Source organism: Variovorax sp. BGA-UO-ETr-C22 (genome assembly GCF_059567965.1).
Window position 1 is genome coordinate 2,674,801 of sequence record NZ_JCAQPA010000011.1, and the last position, 17,230, is coordinate 2,692,030.

Annotated in this window: 17 protein-coding genes and 2 tRNA genes; 11 read left to right on the top strand and 8 right to left on the bottom strand. The window is 67.3% G+C overall.

Going from position 1 to position 17,230, the window contains the following annotated elements:
* Positions 1-72: 72 nt before the first annotated feature.
* The 4 genes from AC57B8_RS32530 to polA all read right to left on the bottom strand — a co-directional run bounded on the left by AC57B8_RS32530 (position 73) and on the right by polA (position 5,564).
* Positions 73-432: a hypothetical protein gene (locus AC57B8_RS32530; RefSeq protein WP_489062364.1), complete on the bottom strand. Its 360-nt coding sequence runs from the start codon at positions 430-432 to the stop codon at positions 73-75.
* 41 nt (positions 433-473) lie between these two features.
* Positions 474-1,376 (bottom strand): LysR family transcriptional regulator, encoded by a 903-nt coding sequence (locus tag AC57B8_RS32535; protein ID WP_062468929.1) that lies wholly within the window; start codon positions 1,374-1,376, stop codon positions 474-476.
* A gap of 22 nt (positions 1,377-1,398) precedes the next feature.
* Entirely contained in the window at positions 1,399-2,685 is a 1,287-nt protein-coding gene (locus tag AC57B8_RS32540) for a glutamate carboxypeptidase (protein WP_492694549.1), read from the bottom strand.
* Positions 2,686-2,747: 62 nt separating this feature from the next.
* Positions 2,748-5,564: a DNA polymerase I gene (gene polA, locus AC57B8_RS32545; protein ID WP_496481865.1), complete on the bottom strand. Its 2,817-nt coding sequence runs from the start codon at positions 5,562-5,564 to the stop codon at positions 2,748-2,750.
* Positions 5,565-5,661: 97 nt separating this feature from the next.
* Here polA and AC57B8_RS32550 point away from each other — a divergent pair, with 97 nt between their 5' ends.
* From AC57B8_RS32550 to AC57B8_RS32560, 3 genes are all read left to right on the top strand, one after another.
* Entirely contained in the window at positions 5,662-6,036 is a 375-nt protein-coding gene (locus tag AC57B8_RS32550) for a hypothetical protein (protein WP_062468938.1), read from the top strand.
* Positions 6,037-6,109: 73 nt separating this feature from the next.
* Positions 6,110-7,159, top strand: a complete 1,050-nt coding sequence (locus AC57B8_RS32555) for a homoserine kinase (protein WP_496481866.1) — start codon at positions 6,110-6,112, stop codon at positions 7,157-7,159.
* A 171-nt stretch (positions 7,160-7,330) separates the two neighbouring features.
* Positions 7,331-8,161 (top strand): BPSS1780 family membrane protein, encoded by an 831-nt coding sequence (locus tag AC57B8_RS32560; RefSeq protein ID WP_095744262.1) that lies wholly within the window; start codon positions 7,331-7,333, stop codon positions 8,159-8,161.
* Positions 8,162-8,207: 46 nt separating this feature from the next.
* On the opposite strand, the gene AC57B8_RS32565 is transcribed toward AC57B8_RS32560, so the two are convergent.
* Entirely contained in the window at positions 8,208-10,661 is a 2,454-nt protein-coding gene (locus AC57B8_RS32565; protein WP_496481867.1) for a UvrD-helicase domain-containing protein, read from the bottom strand.
* A gap of 199 nt (positions 10,662-10,860) precedes the next feature.
* Between AC57B8_RS32565 and AC57B8_RS32570 the strand changes: the two genes are divergently transcribed.
* Positions 10,861-11,514: an OmpW/AlkL family protein gene (locus tag AC57B8_RS32570; RefSeq protein ID WP_496481868.1), complete on the top strand. Its 654-nt coding sequence runs from the start codon at positions 10,861-10,863 to the stop codon at positions 11,512-11,514.
* Between the two features lie 220 nt (positions 11,515-11,734).
* Positions 11,735-12,712: a GMP reductase gene (locus tag AC57B8_RS32575; protein WP_062468948.1), complete on the top strand. Its 978-nt coding sequence runs from the start codon at positions 11,735-11,737 to the stop codon at positions 12,710-12,712.
* A 36-nt stretch (positions 12,713-12,748) separates the two neighbouring features.
* On the opposite strand, the gene AC57B8_RS32580 is transcribed toward AC57B8_RS32575, so the two are convergent.
* A complete protein-coding gene (locus AC57B8_RS32580) occupies positions 12,749-13,615 on the bottom strand; it encodes an alpha/beta hydrolase (protein WP_496481869.1) in 867 nt (288 codons plus the stop codon).
* 88 nt (positions 13,616-13,703) lie between these two features.
* Between AC57B8_RS32580 and AC57B8_RS32585 the strand changes: the two genes are divergently transcribed.
* A tRNA-Ala gene (locus AC57B8_RS32585) sits at positions 13,704-13,779 on the top strand.
* Positions 13,780-13,854: 75 nt separating this feature from the next.
* Here the strand turns inward: AC57B8_RS32585 and AC57B8_RS32590 are convergent.
* On the bottom strand, positions 13,855-14,562 hold the full coding sequence (locus AC57B8_RS32590; RefSeq protein WP_496481870.1) for an SDR family NAD(P)-dependent oxidoreductase: 708 nt from the start codon (positions 14,560-14,562) through the stop codon (positions 13,855-13,857).
* A gap of 149 nt (positions 14,563-14,711) precedes the next feature.
* On the opposite strand from AC57B8_RS32590, the gene AC57B8_RS32595 reads away from it, so the two are divergent.
* Positions 14,712-14,787, top strand: a tRNA-Lys gene (locus AC57B8_RS32595).
* Between the two features lie 142 nt (positions 14,788-14,929).
* Positions 14,930-15,250 (top strand): hypothetical protein, encoded by a 321-nt coding sequence (locus AC57B8_RS32600; protein ID WP_496481871.1) that lies wholly within the window; start codon positions 14,930-14,932, stop codon positions 15,248-15,250.
* A gap of 1 nt (position 15,251) precedes the next feature.
* Here the strand turns inward: AC57B8_RS32600 and AC57B8_RS32605 are convergent, their stop codons facing one another.
* Positions 15,252-15,977, bottom strand: a complete 726-nt coding sequence (locus AC57B8_RS32605; RefSeq protein WP_496481872.1) for an SOS response-associated peptidase — start codon at positions 15,975-15,977, stop codon at positions 15,252-15,254.
* 84 nt (positions 15,978-16,061) lie between these two features.
* On the opposite strand from AC57B8_RS32605, the gene AC57B8_RS32610 reads away from it, so the two are divergent.
* The 3 genes from AC57B8_RS32610 (at position 16,062) to AC57B8_RS32620 (ending at position 17,226) form a co-directional block, all read left to right on the top strand.
* Positions 16,062-16,541: a hypothetical protein gene (locus AC57B8_RS32610; protein ID WP_496481873.1), complete on the top strand. Its 480-nt coding sequence runs from the start codon at positions 16,062-16,064 to the stop codon at positions 16,539-16,541.
* 33 nt (positions 16,542-16,574) lie between these two features.
* Entirely contained in the window at positions 16,575-16,940 is a 366-nt protein-coding gene (locus tag AC57B8_RS32615) for a hypothetical protein (RefSeq protein ID WP_496481874.1), read from the top strand.
* A gap of 64 nt (positions 16,941-17,004) precedes the next feature.
* Positions 17,005-17,226: a hypothetical protein gene (locus AC57B8_RS32620; RefSeq protein WP_496481875.1), complete on the top strand. Its 222-nt coding sequence runs from the start codon at positions 17,005-17,007 to the stop codon at positions 17,224-17,226.
* The last annotated feature ends 4 nt before the right edge of the window (positions 17,227-17,230 follow it).

Genomic DNA, 17,230 nt, shown 5'->3' on the forward strand with positions numbered 1-17,230 from the left:
GCCGGCCGCACAACGACCGGGAACGCACCGCGCGGCCCGTTCAGGCGGCGTCAGGTGCAGGAACGACGAAGCTCAGGAGAGATGCGTGGGCGGCCCGCGCGCCGGCAGCGGCGAGGCCGTGGCTGCCGCGAGGCGGGCAGCGGGAATCGATTGCAGCGCACGGCCCAGCGGCAGCGGCGTGGGCAGCGTCACCTGCACGGTGGCGGGCGGCGGCCCGGAGACCATGCACAGCGGGCAGTCCATGGCTGCCATGCCGACTTCGGTCGCGCCGTCGTCGCCCTGCACGATGAGCTTGACGGTGCCCGCGGCGGAACACACGAGTTCCATCGCCTGCGGGTTCACGAGCGGCGACGCGCCCGCGATCAGCAGCGACGCCATGAACCACGCCAGCACCAGGCGGTGCATTGCGCAGAAGGTTCGAAGGGCGTGCATGGGCGCGGATTATGGCGCGAGGCGAATGCCCCGCATCTTTCTCAGGCGGTCTGCTCGATCGCTTCGCGCATGCAGCGCGTGATGCCGCGCACGGCCACCGAATCGGGCCGGCCCGCGAAGCGCAGCGCGCGCACCGGCACCGGAATGTGCGGCTCCAGCGTGAGCACGTCGACCTTGGCGCGGTCGGCCGAGCGCGCCGTGCAGCCGTCGACCAGCGCCACGCCCAGCCCGTGGTGCGCCATGGCCAGCGCCGCGTGGTAGGTCTGCACCGTGACCACGGCCTGCTGGAAGCCCACGCCCGCCTGCCGGCAGGCCTGGCTCAGGCTGGTGCCGACGGGGTCGCGGCCATCGAGGCCGATCACCGGGCGGTCGATGAGGTCGTGCAGCGCCACCGAGCCGTTGCGCACCAGCGCGCGCGGCAGCATGCCCTTGGGCGCCACGCACACCATGCGGCTGTCGGCCAGGGTCTCCTGCGTGAGCGAGGGATGCACCGCGGGGCTGAAGGCAAAACCCACGTCGGCCTCCTGCAAGAGCAGCGCCGACATGATCTGCGGCGAGTGCAGCGACTCGACCGTGATCGCATAACCCGGATGCATCTCGCGAAAGGCCTTGAGCGCGCGCGGCAGGATTTCGTAGCTCAGCGCGAGCACGCTGAGGATGCGCAGCTCGCCCGTGTCGTTGCCCGCGCGCAGGTTCGCCGCCAGCCGCTGCACCTCGTCGAGCTGCGCGAACAGCCGCTCGATGTGCGGGTACAGCGTGAGCGCCTCGGTGGTCGGCGTGAGCCGCCCCTTGGCGCGCTGGAACAGCGGAAAACCCAGCTGCAGCTCGGCATGCTGCAGCGTGCGGCTCACGGCCGGCTGCGTGATGTTGATGAGCCGCGCGGCCGCGCTCACGCTGCCCGCGAGCATGATCGCGTTGAAGACCTCGATGTGGCGCAGCCGCATGGCCGACAGTCGTCGGAGGCGGTCAGCGGACGGTGGTCTTGCCCGTCGCGATGTCCATCACCATGCGCACGCCCAGATAGAGACGCGGCTCGATGGAGTCGATCAGCACGTACTCCGCGTCGGCCGTGTGCGCGCCGAAGCCCTGTAGGCCGAAGCGCTCGATGACCGGCGCCTTGGTCTTGAGCGAAGCGAACGCCGCGTCGGTGCCGCCACCGGCGGCCTTATCGTCGGCGCCCAGCGGGCGGCCCAGCTCGTCCTTGTAGATGGCCTGCGCGTGCTTGGCCAGCGCGCGCGACGCGTCGGTGGCCTCGAGCGGCGGACGGCGGCGTTCGAACTTCAGCTCGACCTTGGCGTCGGGCACCAGCTGCTTCTTCACACGCTCGTTCACCTGCTGCTCGATGCGGTCGTAGTCGGCCACCTTGAGCACGCGCACGTCGGCGCCCGCGGTGGCGCTGGCCGGAATCACGTTGCGGTTGGTGCCCGACTTGGAGATGGTCCAGTTCATCTTCAGACCCGTGGCCGGGTCGGACAGGTCGCGCATCTGCAAGATTTGATGCGACAGCTCGTACAGCGCGTTCACGCCCAGCTCGGGCGCCGAGCCCGCGTGCGAGGCCTTGCCCGCCACGTTCAGCGTGACCGAGGCGATGCCCGCGGTGGCCAGCGAGAGCTTGTCGTCCTTGATGGAGGCGCCCTCGAACGACAGCACGGCATCGTGCTCGCCGCCCAGCTTGGTGAGCAAGGCGCGCGAACCGGGCGAGCTGATTTCTTCGTCGCCGTTGATCAGCACGGTGAGCGTGCCGTAGTCCTTGAACTTCAGCGCCTGCAGCATCGACACCAGGTGCGTGATGACGGCCACGCCCTGCTTGTCGTCGGCAATGCCCAGGCCGTAGGCCTTGTCGCCGTCGACGCGGAACGGCTGCTTGTTGAGCATGCCCACGGTGTAGACCGTGTCCATGTGCGCGATGAGCATGATCTTCTTGGTGCCCGTGCCCTTGAAGGTGGCGCGCACCACGCGGCCGATTTTCTCGGGCGTGTCTTCCATGCGGTAGGCGTCGGCGCTCGGGTCGATGAGCTCGACCTCGCCGCCCAGCGCCTTGAACTTGGCGGCGATGAGGTCGGAGATTTTCTCGAGGCCTTCGATGTCGCGGCTGCCCGACTCGATGGAGACCAGCTCCTTCAGCGTCTCGAGCAGGGCGGGCTTTTCCTTGGCGGCCAGCGCGGCGATGCGGGCATCAGGGGCAGCGGAAGCGGTGCCGAGGAAGGCCGCGCAGACGGCGGCGAGCAGGAAGGTGCGGGGCTGGAGTTTCATGGAGGTGCTTCTTCTTTCTTCGGGATGTCTCGTTGGGTCGTGCGAACGTGGATCAGCGGGGATCAGTGGGCCTTGTCCCAGTTGGGACCGACGCCGATCTCGGCGAGCAGCGGCACCTTGAGCGCCGCCACGCCGGCCATCAGGCGCGGGATTTCGGTGCGCACCCATTCGACCTCGGCCTCGGGCACTTCGAACACCAGTTCGTCGTGCACCTGCATGATCATCCTGGTGGCGCGCTTTTCTTCGTCAAGCACGTTCTGTACCTTGACCATGCTGAGCTTGATGAGGTCGGCGGCCGTGCCCTGCATCGGCGCGTTGATGGCCTGGCGCTCAGCCGCCTTCTTGCGGGGGCCGTTGCCGCCGTTGATCTCGCTCAGGTAGAGGCGCCGGCCGAACACGGTCTCGACATAGGTGTGCTCGCGCGCGAACTCCACGATCTGGTCCATGTAGGTCTTCACGCCCGGGTAGCGCGCAAAGTAGCGATCGATGTACGAGGCCGCGGCCTTGGTCTCGATGCCCAGGTTCTTCGCCAGGCCGAAGCTGCTCATGCCGTAGATGAGGCCGAAGTTGATGACCTTGGCATAGCGGCGCTGCTCGCTGGACACCTGGTCGGGCGTGGTGCCGAACACCTCGGCGGCCGTGGCACGGTGCACGTCGACGCCGTCGGTGAAGGCGCGCAGCAGCGACTCGTCGCCGCTGATGTGGGCCATGATGCGCAGCTCGATCTGCGAGTAGTCGGCACTGGCGATCACGCTGCCCGCCGGTGCCACGAAGGCCTCGCGCACGCGGCGGCCTTCGGGCGTTCGGATCGGGATGTTCTGCAGGTTGGGGTCGTTGCTGCTCAGGCGGCCCGTGACGGCCACGGCCTGCGCGTAGTGCGTGTGCACGCGGCCGGTGCGCGGGTTGGCCAGCTGGCCGAGCTTGTCGGTGTAGGTGCCCTTGAGCTTGGAAAGGCCGCGGTGCTCGAGGATCTTGGCGGGCAGCGGATAGTCTTCGGCCAGCTTCTCCAGCACTTCTTCGTCGGTGCTGGGCGCGCCGCTCGGCGTCTTCTTGACCACGGGCAGGCCCAGCTTGGTGAAGAAGATCTCGCCGATCTGCTTGGGCGAACCGAGGTTGAAGGGCTGGCCCGCGATGTCGTAGGCCTCCTGCTCCAGCGCCATGATGCGCGTGCCCAGGTCGTGGCTCTGCGCGGCCAGCGTGGGCGCGTCGATCAGCACGCCGTTGCGCTCGATGCGGTACAGCGCCTCGCTCGAATCCATTTCGAGCTGGTAGATGTAGGCCAGCTTTTCTTCCTTCTGCAGCAGGGGCCAGAGCGTGCGGTGCACGTCGAGCGTCTGGTCGCTGTCTTCGCACGAGTACTCGGCGGCCTTGGCGATGTCGACCTGGCTGAAGGAGATCTGGTGCGCGCCCTTGCCGCACAGGTCCTCGTAAGAGATGCCGCTGCGTCCCAGGTGGCGCTCGGCCAGGGACGACAGGCCGTGCGGCTTGTTCACTTCGAGCACGTAGCTTTGCAGCATGGTGTCGTGCGCGTAGCCCTGCACCTCGATGCCGTGGTTGGCGAACACGTGGCGGTCGTACTTGATGTGCTGGCCGAGCTTCTTCTTGTCGGCGTTCTCGAGCCAGGGCTTGAGCCTGGCGAGCACCTCGTCGATGGGCAGCTGCACGGGCGCGTCGGGGTAGTTGTGCGTGAGCGGAATGTAGGCGGCCTCGCCCGGCGTGACGCTGAAGCTGATGCCCACGATCTGCGCGACCATTTCGTCCAGCGAGGTGGTCTCGGTGTCGATGGCCGTGAGTTCGGCGGCCTCGAGCTTGGCGAGCCAGGCGTCGAACTGCGCCCACTCCATGATGGTGTCGTACTTGAGGTTGCTCGCGGGCGCGGCGGCCTCTTGCGCGTCCAGCTCGGAAGGCTCATCGAACAGGCCGCCCTGGTCGCGATCGGCCTTGGACGCGGCCTTCTTCTTGGCGTTCTCTTCGATCAGCTCGGGCGGTACTTCCTGCGCTTCGAGCGACTTGACCAGGCTCTTGAAACCGAACTTCTCGTAGAAGGGCTTCAGCTCGGCCGTCTGCGGCGCACCGACAGGCAGGCCTTCGAGCGAGGGCAGGCCTTCGACAAAGCCGTTCAGGTCGCAGTCGGTGCGGATGGTGACGAGGCGTTTGCTCAGCGGCAGCTTGTCGAGCGCCTGGCGCAGGTTTTCGCCGGCGGCGCCCTTCACTTCGGCGGCGCGTTCGACCAGCGCATCGAGCGAGCCGTATTCGAGCAGCCATTTGGCCGCTGTCTTGGGGCCGACCTTGGGCACGCCGGGCACGTTGTCGACCGTGTCGCCGATGAGCGTCTGGTAGTCGACCATGAGGCTGGGCGGCACGCCGAACTCGGCCGTCACGCCCGCGATGTCGCGCTTCTTGCCGTTCATCGTGTCGATGATGGTGATGTGCTCGTCGACCAGCTGGCTCAGGTCCTTGTCGCCGCTGGACACGATCACTTCGACGCCCTGCGCGGCCGCCACCTTGGCAAGCGTGCCGATCACGTCGTCGGCCTCGACCTCGGGCACGGTGATCACCGGCCAGCCCAGCAGCCTGACCACTTCGTGGATGGGGTCGATCTGGCTGCGCAGGTCGTCGGGCATCGGCGAGCGGTTGGCCTTGTACTCGGGGTACCAGTCGTCGCGGAAGGTCTTGCCGGGGGCGTCGAAGATGCAGGCCGCGTAGTCGGCGCGCACCTCGCGGCGCAGCGCGGTCATCATGTTGATCATGCCCCGGATCGCCCCGGTGGCCGGGCTCTTCGGGTCGCCGGGCACGGCGCGCAGATCGGGCATCGCGTGGAAGGCCCGGTACAGGTAGCTCGAGCCATCGACGAGCAGCAGCGTTTTCTTGTCGGTCATCGGGGCATTTTGCCGTGCCCGGACCGGCGCCCCGAACGACACCAGGGTCGGCTGGCGGCCGACACGCCGCCAGCGGGTGCACGCCTACAATCCGTGCATGCCTAGCTCCCCACTCCTGGTCGCCCGCCGCATCCTGCTGGCGCTGGCTTTCGCCACCCCCGTTGCCGCCCTCGCGCAGGCGCCGGCCGCGCCCGCTGCCAAGCCGGCCCCGGCGGAACCGCTACAAAATCAGGAGCAGGCCGACGGCCGGCGCAACCAGAAGGTCGAGCACATCCACACGGAAGACAGCGGCGCCTCGGTCGACGAGGTGCGCTATGGCGGCCGCACGCAGAGCATCAACGTCAAGCCCAAGTCGAACATGCCCGGTTACGAAGTGCTGCCCAACGACGGCGGCAGCGCCCGCCCCGGCACGACCGGCGACGCGAACAGCGGCGGCAACGGCCCGCGTGTCTGGAACGTGCTGAAGTTCTGACCGTGACGCTGTCGTTCTCCTTCCCGCCCTCCCTCTTTTCTCCCGCAGCCGCCGTCCGGCGCTGAGCATCGCCATGGCAGTTTTTACCGAAGTCCAGTTCGGCGAGGCAGACGCGCTCGTCCAGCGCCTTGGCATGGGCGCCCTGCGCGAGCTACGCGGCATCGAGGGCGGCATCGAGAACACCAACTACTTCGCCACCACCGAGTCGGGCGAATTCGTGCTGACGCTGTTCGAGCGCCTGAGCGCCGAGCAGCTGCCGTACTACCTTTGCCTCATGAAGCACCTGGCCGGTGCCGGCCTGCCGGTGCCCGCGCCCGTGGCCGACCCGGCCGTGGCGCCGCCGACCGGCCATGCGCTGTCGATCCCCGCACAGGCGCCCTGCGAGCTGCTGCACCGCGTGGCCGGCAAGCCCGCGGCGCTGGTGCAGAAGCTGTCGGGCCGCAGCGAGCTGGCCCCCACGGCCGCCCACTGCGCCGAACTGGGCGCCATGCTGGCCCGCATGCACCTGGCCGGGCGCGACTACCCGCGCATCCAGCCCAACCTGCGCGGCCTGCCCTGGTGGAACGAGACCGCCCCAGTGGTGCTGCCCCACATGGACGAGGCGCAGTCCGCGCTGCTGCGCGCCGAGCTGGCCTACCAGAACCATGTCGCCGAATCGTCGGCCTATGCAGCGCTGCCGCGCGGCCCGGTGCATGCCGACATGTTCCGCGACAACGTGATGTTCGCGACCGACGGCGGGCCCGATGCGCCGCCACGCCTCACCGGCGTGTTCGATTTCTACTTCGCCGGCACCGACACCTGGCTGTTCGACCTGGCCGTGTGCTTGAACGACTGGGCCATCGACCTGGCCAGCGGCCGGCATGACGCCGCCCGCGCCGACGCCCTGCTCGCCGCCTACGAAGGCGTGCGCGCGCTGAACGCCTCCGAGCGCGCCCTGCTGCCCGCGATGCTGCGCGCCGCCGCGTTGCGCTTCTGGATTTCGCGCCTGTGGGACTTCCACCTGCCGCGCGAGGCCAGCATGCTCAAGCCCCACGACCCGACGCACTTCGAGCGCGTGCTGCGCGAGCGCGCCACCCACCCGCACGCCATCGCCCACGTCCTCGAGCCGGCGCTGGCAGCCTAAAGAAGGTGTGACCGAACCCGCCATGCCCGCTCATCCCGCCCAGACACACCCACTCTGCGTTGCAAATGCTCGCCATAGCCCAAGCTATGGCTGCGCTTTGCGCCTTGATTGGGCGCGTCTGGGCGGCCTGCTCGGCCACGCCGGATTCATTCACACCTTCTGACCCCCCACATGAAACTCCACCTCGTGCCGGCGCGCACCGGCTTCGACTGGGTCCGCCTCGGACTCAAGACCTTCTGGCGCCAGCCGCTGGCCTTCATCTCGCTGTTCTTCCTGCTGATGGCGATGATCTCGACGGTGTCGATGCTGCCGCTGCTCGGCAGCGTGCTCGCCCCGATCCTGCTGCCCTTCATGACGCTCGGCCTGATGGTCGCGACCTCGGTGGCCGCAACCGACAACGCCGATGGCCTGGGCAACGCGGGCGATCTGGGCCGCCCCACGGGCTCGGCCATGTTCATCGCGGTGTTCGACGCCATGCGCACCGAATGGCGCTCGCTGGTGGTGCTGGGCGTGATCTCGGCCGTGTACTTCGTGCTGGCCGTCACGCTGACGGCACTGGTCGACGGCGGCCAGCTCATGCGCGCCTACCTGTTCGACGAGGTGGTGACGCCCGAGGTCATGAAGAGCAGCGAGTTCCTCACGGCGCGCACGCTGTTGATGTGCCTGAACCTGCCGCTGTCGCTGGCCATGTGGCATGCGCCGGCGCTGGTGCACTGGCACCGCGTGGAGCCGGTGAAGAGCGTCTTCTTCAGCATCGTCGCGCTGTTCCGCAACTTCGGCGCCTACGCGCTGTTCGGCCTGGCGTGGTTCGGCGTGTTCATGCTCGCGGGCATCGCCATCGGCCTGCTCGCCACCGTGCTGATCGGCGTCGGCGCCATGGGCTCCGACGGCGCAGCCCTGGCGATCGGCAACATCCTGATGATCGGCACCGCGCTGGTGCTGGCGGCCATGTCGCTGGCCTCGACCTGGTTCACGTTCCGGGACAGCTTCGACGCGAACTGAAGTCGGCATCGCCCGCTGCCCTTTCGGGCAAGCGGGACCGCCGGACTCAGACCGGCGTGAGCTTCGCCACCGACAGCGCCAGCCACTTCACGCCGTGGCGCGCGAACTTCACCTGTGCCCGCGCATCGTCGCCGGTGCCTTCCAGCGCGGTCACCGTGCCCTCGCCGAACTTGTTGTGAAACACCTGCATGCCTGAGCGCAGGCCGTGCGACGGCGCGGTCTTCTGCGGCGGCACGGGCGGGCTGGCGAAGGTGTCCTTGCTCGCGCTGCCACCGCCTCCGCCGTAACGGTTGCCGCCGCCTCCCCCACCACCGTAGCCACCGGCACCGCCGCGCGTGCTGCCGTAGCCGCCGCCATAACCGAAGGCCGAAGGCGCAAAGCCCTGGTTCTTCGGCGTGAGCCACTTGAGTGCGCCTTCCGGCAGCTCGTCGAAGAAGCGGCTCTTGACGTTGTAGCGGGTCTGGCCGTGCAGCATGCGCGTCTGCGAATGGCTCAGGTACAGGCGCTTGCGGGCGCGCGTGATCGCCACATACATCAGGCGGCGTTCTTCCTCGAGGCTCTCGAAATCGCTCATCGAGTTCTCGTGCGGGAACAGGCCCTCTTCCATGCCGGTGATGAACACGCAGTCGAACTCCAGGCCCTTGGCGGCATGCACGGTCATGAGCTGCACCGCGTCCTGCCCGGCCTGCGCCTGGTTGTCGCCCGACTCGAGGGCCGCGTGCGTCAAAAAGGCCGCGAGCGGGCTCAGCGTTTCGCCGGTTTCGGCATCGGGCGCCAGCGGCTCGTCGAGCACCGGCCGGCTGGGGTCGAGCCCCTGGCTGGCGGGCGACTGGCGCAGCTCGTCGACCGGCAGCGCCACGGCGTCGCGGCCGAAGCCTTCCTGCGTGACGAAGCTTTCGGCCGCGTTCACGAGTTCGTCCAAGTTCTCGAGGCGGTCGGCGCCTTCGCGGTCGGCCTTGTAGTGTTCCATGAGGCCGCTGTGGTCGAGCACCAGCTCGATGATCTCGCGCAGGCTCACGCCTTGCGTCTGCTCGCGCAGCACGTCGATCTTGGCGACGAAGGCCGTGAGGTTCGAGCCAGCCTTGCCGCCGACCGCGCTCACCGCGTCGTGCAGCGAACGCCCGGCGGCGCGCGCCGCGTCCTGCAGGCTTTCGAGCGTGCGTGCACCGATGCCGCGCGGCGGGAAGTTGACGACGCGCAGGAAGCTGGTGTCGTCGTCCTTGTTCTCGAGCAGGCGCAGGTAGGCCAGCGCATGCTTGATTTCGGCGCGCTCGAAGAAGCGCAGGCCGCCGTACACGCGGTACGGCACCGAGGCGTTGAACAGCGCCGTTTCAATCACCCGGCTCTGCGCATTGCTGCGGTAGAGCACGGCCATTTCCTTGCGGTCGAAGCCGTCGCGCGCCAGCTGGCGCATTTCCTCGACCATCCACTGCGCTTCGGCGAGGTCGGTGGGCGATTCGTACACGCGCACGGGCTCGCCTGGGCCTTGGGTCGTGCGCAGGTTCTTGCCCAGGCGCTTCTTGTTGTGGCTGATGAGCTCGTTGGCCGAATCGAGGATGTTGCTGTAGCTGCGGTAGTTCTGCTCCAGGACGATCTGGCGGCGCACGTCGAACTCGCGCACGAAGTCGGTCATGTTGCCCACGCGCGCGCCGCGGAAGGCGTAGATGCTCTGGTCGTCGTCGCCCACGGCGATCACGCTGTTGTGCTCGCCCGGCGTGAAGTGGCCGCCGATCGCCGTGTGGCCCGCGAGCATCTTCAGCCATGCGTACTGCAGGCGGTTGGTGTCCTGGAACTCGTCGACCAGGATGTGGCGGAAGCGCCGCTGATAGTGCTCGCGCACGGGCTCGTTGTCGCGCAGCAGCTCGTAGCTGCGCAGCATCAGCTCGCCGAAGTCGACCACGCCTTCGCGCTGGCACTGCTCTTCGTACAGCTGGTAGAGCTCGACCTTCTTGCGGTCGTCGTCGCTGCGGGCCTCGATGTCGCCGGGGCGCAGGCCGTCTTCCTTGGCGCCGGCGATGAACCATTGGGTCTGCTTGGCCGGAAAACGCTCGTCGTCGACGTTGAACTGCTTCATCAGGCGCTTGATGGCCGAGAGCTGGTCTTGTGTATCGAGGATCTGGAAGGTCGAGGGCAGGTTGGCCAGCTTCCAGTGTGCGCGCAGCAGGCGGTTGCACAGGCCGTGGAAGGTGCCGATCCACATGCCGCGCACGTTCACCGGCAGCATCGCGGTCAGCCGCGTCATCATTTCCTTGGCGGCCTTGTTGGTGAAGGTGACGGCCAGGATGCCGCCGGCGGACACCTGCCCCGTCTGCAGCAGCCAGGCGATGCGGGTGGTGAGCACCCGCGTCTTGCCGGAGCCGGCACCGGCAAGGATGAGGGCATTGCCCGCGGGCAGCGTGACGGCAGCAAGCTGCTCGGCGTTGAGGTTGTTCAGCAACGGCGAGGCAGGGCCGCCCGTATCGGCTGCGGACGCGCCGGAAAACAGGTCGTGAGGGAGCATGGGTGCCATTGTAGAAAGCTGCCCCGCCCCGGGCCCCGCCGGGCGCGCTTGCCCCTGCGGGCATGACCTGGATCAAGGCGGTGCCCACTCGCGTGCGCCGGCCCGCCGCGCTTGCGGCAGATCAAGCGAGGCGGCTTTGCTCGGCAGGAGACTGCCTTCCAGTTGCCGGCCCTGCGCGCCGGCCGTCATTGGAGAACCCATGCCCAAGAAACTCGCCCCCGCCTGCCTCGCCGCCCTGCTCGGCGCCATGGCGACCCTGCCGGCCGCGGCACAGGAAGCCCAAGGCAACTGGCTGGTGCGCGCCCGCGCCGTGTACCTGAAGCCGGCGAACCACTCGGCCCCGGTGGCCGACCTGTCGATTCCGGCCGATGCCATCACGGTCAACAGCAAGACCATTCCCGAGCTCGACGTCACCTACTTCTTCACGCCGAACATCGCCGCCGAACTGGTGCTGACGGTGCCGCAGAAACAGACGGTCACCGTGCAGCAGAGCGCGCTGGGCGGGCCCGTGGACATCGGCAGCTTCAAGCACCTGCCGCCTTCGCTGATGCTGCAGTACCACTTCATGCCCACCGCGAAGATCCGGCCCTACATCGGCGCGGGCCTGAACTACACGCGACTGAGCAGCGTCAACCTGCAGGTGCCGACGGTCGGGCGCCTGCAGCTGCAGAACGAGAGCTTCGGCCTCGCGCTGGGCGCCGGCGTCGACATCGAGGTGGCGAAGAACACCTACCTCAACCTCGACGTGAAGAAGCTGCGCATCCGCAGCGCAGTGAACATGAATGGCGTGCAGCTGTCGACCGTGAAGGTCGACCCGTGGCTGTTCGGCGTGGGCATCGGCTACCGGTTCTGAGGAAGAGGCGCACTGCGGTCGTCGGGTATACGCAGCAACCCATAGGGTCAATACGCTCCGGCAACTTGCGCATCATCGCCATGGCCGTAAAATCAATCACCGGGCCCAAGTTTCTTGCGTCCGGTTTTTTTTGGCCGTCATTTTCATGACGCGACCACGAGAACCGGCCGGACCAAGCGCTCATTCGTTCCACTCAACGATTCCTTTCTGGAGCCTGGTCATGCAAATCTTCGATTACGACAACATCCTTCTGCTGCCGCGCAAATGCCGCGTGGAAAGCCGCTCGGAATGCGACGCCAGCGTCACGCTGGGCGAACGCACCTTCCGCCTGCCGGTGGTGCCTGCCAACATGAAAACGGTGGTCGACGAGTCGATCTGCCTGTGGCTCGCGCAGAACGGCTATTTCTACGTGATGCACCGCTTCGACCTGGACAACGTCCAGTTCGTGAAGGACATGCAGGGCAAGGGCGTGTTCGCCTCGATCTCGCTGGGCGTGAAGAAGCCCGACTACGACACCGTCGACCAGATGGTGGCCCAGGGCCTCGTGCCCGAATACATCACCATCGACATCGCGCACGGCCATGCCGACAGCGTGAAGAACATGATCGGCTACCTCAAGGCCAAGCTGCCGAAGTCGTTCGTGATCGCCGGCAACGTCGGCACGCCCGAAGCCGTGATCGACCTGGAAAACTGGGGCGCCGACGCGACCAAGGTCGGCATCGGCCCGGGCAAGGTCTGCATCACCAAGCTCAAGACCGGCTTCGGCACGGGCGGCTGGCAGCTGTCGGCGCTCAAGTGGTGCGCGCGCGTGGCGACCAAGCCGATCATTGCCGACGGCGGCATCCGCGACCACGGCGACATCGCCAAGAGCATCCGCTTCGGCGCGTCGATGGTCATGATCGGCTCGCTGTTCGCGGGCCACGAAGAGTCGCCGGGCAAGACGGTCGACGTCGACGGCACGCTCTTCAAGGAGTACTACGGCTCGGCCAGCGACTTCAACAAGGGCGAGTACAAGCACGTCGAAGGCAAGCGCATCCTCGAGCCCATCAAGGGCAAGCTGGCCGACACGCTGGTCGAGATGGAGCAGGACGTGCAGAGCTCGATCAGCTACGCGGGCGGCCGCACGCTGATGGACATCCGCAAGGTCAACTACGTCACGCTGGGCGGCGACAACGCCGGCGAACACCTGCTGATGTGAGCGCGACGGGCGGCCTCCCCGCCCGTCTCTTTTCTTTCAGGCCTCGAGCAGTTGCACCGCGTAGCGGTGCAGCGCGTGCGCCGGATCGGCCAGCGCATCGACCACGCCGAAGTGGTCCAGCCCCGGCAGCACCTCGCACACCGGCACGGTGTGGCGGCCCCAGGCCTCGCGGATCATCGCGTTGTGGCGGATGAACTCCGCGCTCTCGTTGCCCCCCACCGCCGCATAGAGCTGGCCGCGCGCCGGCGCGGGCCACAGCGCAGGGCTTGCGCGCCGCGCGTCGGCATCGGTGAGCTTCAGCGTGTGCTCGAGGAACGGCGTGCGCTGCAGCGGCCGCAGGTCGAACAGCCCCGACACCGACAAGGCATTGCGCACGAGCTGCGCGGGCAGGTCGGGCGCGACCGCCTTCCAGTCGCAGGCCAGCAACGCGGCCGCCATGTGGCCGCCCGCGGAATGCCCGGCGACGGTGATGCGCGACGGATCGCCGCCATACGTTGCCACGTGACGCCACGTCCATTCGAGCGCCCGCACCATCTGCAGCAGGATGCCCGGCACCGTCACCGGCTGGTCGACCGGGCCCGGGCACAGCGCGTAGTTGGGCTGCACCACGCAGATGCCGCGGTCGTGGAAGGCGGGGCTGATGAACGAGTGGTCCTTCTTGTCCATGGCGCGCCAGTAGCCGCCGTGGATGAAGACCAGCACCGGCGCATCGGGCACAGGCGCCGGAAAGACGTCGAGCGTTTCGTTCGGGCCGGTGCCGTAGGGCACGTCGATGCGGCACGGCAGCGTGTCGCGCGCCACGGCGGAATCGCGCCCCCAGCGCGCGAAGTACGCGGGGTGTTCCTTCACCCGCGCCAGGTTGTTGTACATGCCTTCCAGCCAGGCGGGGTCGTGCGCTTCCATGCGGTGCTTGCTCCTTGTTTTTCCGGGGCGCATCTTGGCACGGCCGCGTGCATGGAAATGCGCGGCTGGATAAAATGTGGGCTGTGTTGGGGGGGTAGCTCAGCTGGGAGAGCGCCGCGTTCGCAATGCGGAGGTCGGGAGTTCGATCCTCCTCCTCTCCACCAACCGACCCAGCAAAAAGGCCTTGGCAATCGCCAAGGCCTTTTTCATTTGCAGCTGTGCACTGCGGCCGGGAAATGTCAGGCGTCGAGCGTCAGGTGCTGGCCGTGCAGCGCCGCGGCGCCTGGCGATGCCAGGAAGCCGATGGTCTGCGCCGCGACCGAGGTCGACACCCACTCGGCCGGGTTTGCGTCGGGCATCGCCTGGCGGTTGGCCGGCGTGTCGAGCACGCTGGGCGCCACGCTGTTGATGTTCACGCCGTGCGGCGCGGCCTCGGCCGCCATCGATTCCACCAGCCGCTGCAGCGCGCTCTTCGACGCGATGTACGCCGCCATCGCCGGCAGGCCGCGCGCCGCCACCTTGGCCGTCACCGCGACGATGCGACCCGCGCGGCGCTCGATCATCGAGGGCAGCACGGCCTGCGTCACGGCGACGAACGACCAGGCGTTGAGGTTCATCATCCGGTCCCAGCTCGCGCGCGAGAGCGCGTGCGTCGCCTCGCCCATCTCGAAGCCGCCGGCAATGTGCACCAGCGCATCGACGCGGCCGAAGGCCTGCAGCACCTGGCCGGTGAGCACAGCCATGTCGGGCGCCGAGGTCACGTCGCCGGCAAGCAGCAGGTGCTGCGAGTTGTCCAGGCCCGGGAAGACTTCGGCCAGGCGACCGGCGTGGTGATCGACCAGCGCGAGCCGCGCGCCCTGGTCAAGAAAGTGCTGGGCCACGGCCCGGCCCAGCGCGCCCGCGGCGCCGGTGATCAGGACATGGGGCGTGTTGCTTGCATCGCTCATCGAAAACTCCTCGGATAGGGGTGGGGCGGGGCCCCGACGGTCGCGCATCCTAACGCTCTCGTACAAATGTGCAGAAAATTTTTGAAGTCCCAAAAAGATTGGTATATACTCGTGGTCTTGCCAGAAAACACTAACGGTTTTCAAAGCAAGGGCTCTTAGCTCAGTTGGTAGAGCAGCGGACTCTTAATCCGTAGGTCGAGTGTTCGAGTCACTCAGGGCCCACCACCAACAAGCGCAGTAATGCTGAACCGCCCGCTATCCAAACGATAGCGGGCGTTTTTCATTCTGGGTCCAAATGAGACGATGTATGCGACACGTCTCATATCCAGTGCTTCGCAACGCGGCACGCACGCCATACGATGCGGCCATGTGGAAGCCCCTCATTCCCATCGTGATCGCCGGCCAAACCCTGAGCGATGAAGAGGCATGGCGGCACGAGTTCAGGGACGAGCTCCACGAGCAATGCGAGGGCGCGATCGACTGCGACCTGCTCACCATGATTTGCGACGTCATCTACCCGCTCGCCGACAACGACGATCCAAGGTACATCGCCCGCCTGGCCCAGGCGCTGCTGATTTTTGAGCGTCCGGAATTCACCGAGGGCACGCGCAAGGCACGCGCGCATCTGCCGCGCACGGCCGCGCCGCGGGCGATGCGGTGCACCTGCTGCCGCCGGCCGCGGCGGTAGATCAGAAGAGGCGCATTTGCGCCTTCGGGATCGGCTCGCCGACCATGCGCAGCTTCTCGGCGGGGTACTGCCTCACAAAATCCATCGAGCGCTCGGCGGGCGCATCGAGCCATGCCGCGTACAGCCCCGAGGGCAGGATCACGACCATGCGCTTGTCCTGCTGGTCCGGCGGCCGCGTCCGATCCGGCTTGTGCATCAGGCTGAACATCGGGTGGTCATCCGCGTTCACCGTCAGCATTGCGAAGGTCAGCTCTTCCTGCCGCGTGACCGGGTTGCGCCACGGGGCCCAGATGCCGGCGACACCGAGCGTGTCGTCGTTGGCCGCCGTGAACCGTGTCGGGACGTGCTCGCCCGTGCGCCAGTCCGGCTCGTAGATCGCCTCGCACGGCACGATGCAGTGCCGCGCGCGCTCCCAGGACTCTTTGAAGGTGTGCAGCTCGGCAACGGTTTCGGTGCGCGCGTTGTAGGTCCGGTAGGTGGTGCTGTAGGCCAGGTCCTTGGCGAACCGCGCCAGCATGCCGAAATGCCCGCCGACCACCTCGAAGTCGGGCACCACGTCATCACCCGAGCTGCGCTCCAGCGGACGGCGGATGATCGGCGCCATGTAGGTGGGATGGATATCCAGGTGGATGCTGCCGCGCGGCGGCTCCCAGTTCGGGGGCAACGTGATCCCGAATCGCTTCTCGATCTGACGGCGTCGCTTCTCCGCTTGGTAGTGGCTGCACATGGTCGAATTTTGCGCTCGGCTATCTGTTGACGGGCGGATTCCCGAGTCCGATACTGTATTTTCATACAGTAATTGGAGAGCCCCATGGAAACCATCACCATCCCCGGTTTCGACCCGTCTTCCGCCATGCCGGCGGCGCCGAAAGAGCCCGAACTGTCGCTGCTCGAGCTGAACCGTCGTGAGGCCAAGAACGACTGGGTTTCTCGCTACGTCCAAGAGTGGGCGCGCCTCGCAGGTGGCCGCGTGGATCACGAGATCGCCGACTTCGAAGGCCATGCGCTCCACCATGTGGTCGGGCACCGGCCGCCCGAAGAAGTGGCACGCCAGCACTTCAACTCTTGCACGGGCGCGGCGGACTCGCTAACCAGCGCCGAACGCAAGTTCCAGAAGCTGGCGGCCGAGATCGGCCTGGTGCATCAAACCCAGACGCTCTCGCCTGACTTGACGGCGTTTGCCCACGGCGTGGCGGAACTGTGTGCGGCGGTGGGAGACCGCTTCCGAGATGCTCGCGACGGCAGTGCCGGCGACCAGATCCGCGCGAACTATGGGCCGGTGCCGTTCTGAGGTGCGAGCGAGTGAGCCAGCATGCGAGTGAAGATGCGTCGTCGCTACCGTGGCGGGACGAGACTGAGCAAGCGCGAGTTTGTCGACCAGGAATGGGCGAGCGGCATGCTGCAGCTGCAGAGCATAGAAGGTCGCTTGCAACTTGGCCTCTGGCATGCCCGCCCGGGCGATCAACAGCCGCCGCTGGGAATCTTGTGGCGCCCTGAACTCGTCGCCTGCTTCAACGACACCATCAGTTTCGCGGGCACTGAGCATGTCGCGGACCGATGGTGCTACCAGGTCTGGTTTTGCGAGGTCCACTCGCTTCCCTCGGAACAGTCCTTGAGGTTGCTGCAGGCCGCTTCTGAGGCGAACCATGACCCGCACGGGGTCGTGGCAGATACCACCCACAGGCAGTAATTGCGAAATACAACCCAGGGGTGGTATCGCCGCCCCCTACAGGCCGCCAGCGACAATCCCGACCATGAGCCAGACCGACTTTTTCCCCGCATCCACCACGATCCTGCGCATGCCGACCTGGCTGGGCCGCGACGTCACCCAGGACCACCCTCTCCCGCACTCGATCGGCGACTACAAGGTCACGCCGGGCGCAGCCGACGAGCGCTGGACCGTGACCTCCCTGAAGACCAGCGACGTGGTCTACAGCGGCATCGGCCCGGTCGAGATCCTGCGCGAGCGAGGCTGAGACC

What these genes read in the sequence shown, in the direction of transcription:
- AC57B8_RS32530 (WP_489062364.1), bottom strand. Translation starts at nt 432, where the DNA reads ATGCACGCCCTTCGAACCTTCTGCGCAATGCACCGCCTGGTGCTGGCG.
- AC57B8_RS32535 (WP_062468929.1), bottom strand. Translation starts at nt 1,376, where the DNA reads ATGCGGCTGCGCCACATCGAGGTCTTCAACGCGATCATGCTCGCGGGC.
- AC57B8_RS32540 (WP_492694549.1), bottom strand. Translation starts at nt 2,685, where the DNA reads ATGAAACTCCAGCCCCGCACCTTCCTGCTCGCCGCCGTCTGCGCGGCC.
- polA (WP_496481865.1), bottom strand. Translation starts at nt 5,564, where the DNA reads ATGACCGACAAGAAAACGCTGCTGCTCGTCGATGGCTCGAGCTACCTG.
- AC57B8_RS32550 (WP_062468938.1), top strand. Translation starts at nt 5,662, where the DNA reads ATGCCTAGCTCCCCACTCCTGGTCGCCCGCCGCATCCTGCTGGCGCTG.
- AC57B8_RS32555 (WP_496481866.1), top strand. Translation starts at nt 6,110, where the DNA reads ATGGCAGTTTTTACCGAAGTCCAGTTCGGCGAGGCAGACGCGCTCGTC.
- AC57B8_RS32560 (WP_095744262.1), top strand. Translation starts at nt 7,331, where the DNA reads ATGAAACTCCACCTCGTGCCGGCGCGCACCGGCTTCGACTGGGTCCGC.
- AC57B8_RS32565 (WP_496481867.1), bottom strand. Translation starts at nt 10,661, where the DNA reads ATGCTCCCTCACGACCTGTTTTCCGGCGCGTCCGCAGCCGATACGGGC.
- AC57B8_RS32570 (WP_496481868.1), top strand. Translation starts at nt 10,861, where the DNA reads ATGCCCAAGAAACTCGCCCCCGCCTGCCTCGCCGCCCTGCTCGGCGCC.
- AC57B8_RS32575 (WP_062468948.1), top strand. Translation starts at nt 11,735, where the DNA reads ATGCAAATCTTCGATTACGACAACATCCTTCTGCTGCCGCGCAAATGC.
- AC57B8_RS32580 (WP_496481869.1), bottom strand. Translation starts at nt 13,615, where the DNA reads ATGGAAGCGCACGACCCCGCCTGGCTGGAAGGCATGTACAACAACCTG.
- AC57B8_RS32590 (WP_496481870.1), bottom strand. Translation starts at nt 14,562, where the DNA reads ATGAGCGATGCAAGCAACACGCCCCATGTCCTGATCACCGGCGCCGCG.
- AC57B8_RS32600 (WP_496481871.1), top strand. Translation starts at nt 14,930, where the DNA reads ATGTGGAAGCCCCTCATTCCCATCGTGATCGCCGGCCAAACCCTGAGC.
- AC57B8_RS32605 (WP_496481872.1), bottom strand. Translation starts at nt 15,977, where the DNA reads ATGTGCAGCCACTACCAAGCGGAGAAGCGACGCCGTCAGATCGAGAAG.
- AC57B8_RS32610 (WP_496481873.1), top strand. Translation starts at nt 16,062, where the DNA reads ATGGAAACCATCACCATCCCCGGTTTCGACCCGTCTTCCGCCATGCCG.
- AC57B8_RS32615 (WP_496481874.1), top strand. Translation starts at nt 16,575, where the DNA reads ATGCGTCGTCGCTACCGTGGCGGGACGAGACTGAGCAAGCGCGAGTTT.
- AC57B8_RS32620 (WP_496481875.1), top strand. Translation starts at nt 17,005, where the DNA reads ATGAGCCAGACCGACTTTTTCCCCGCATCCACCACGATCCTGCGCATG.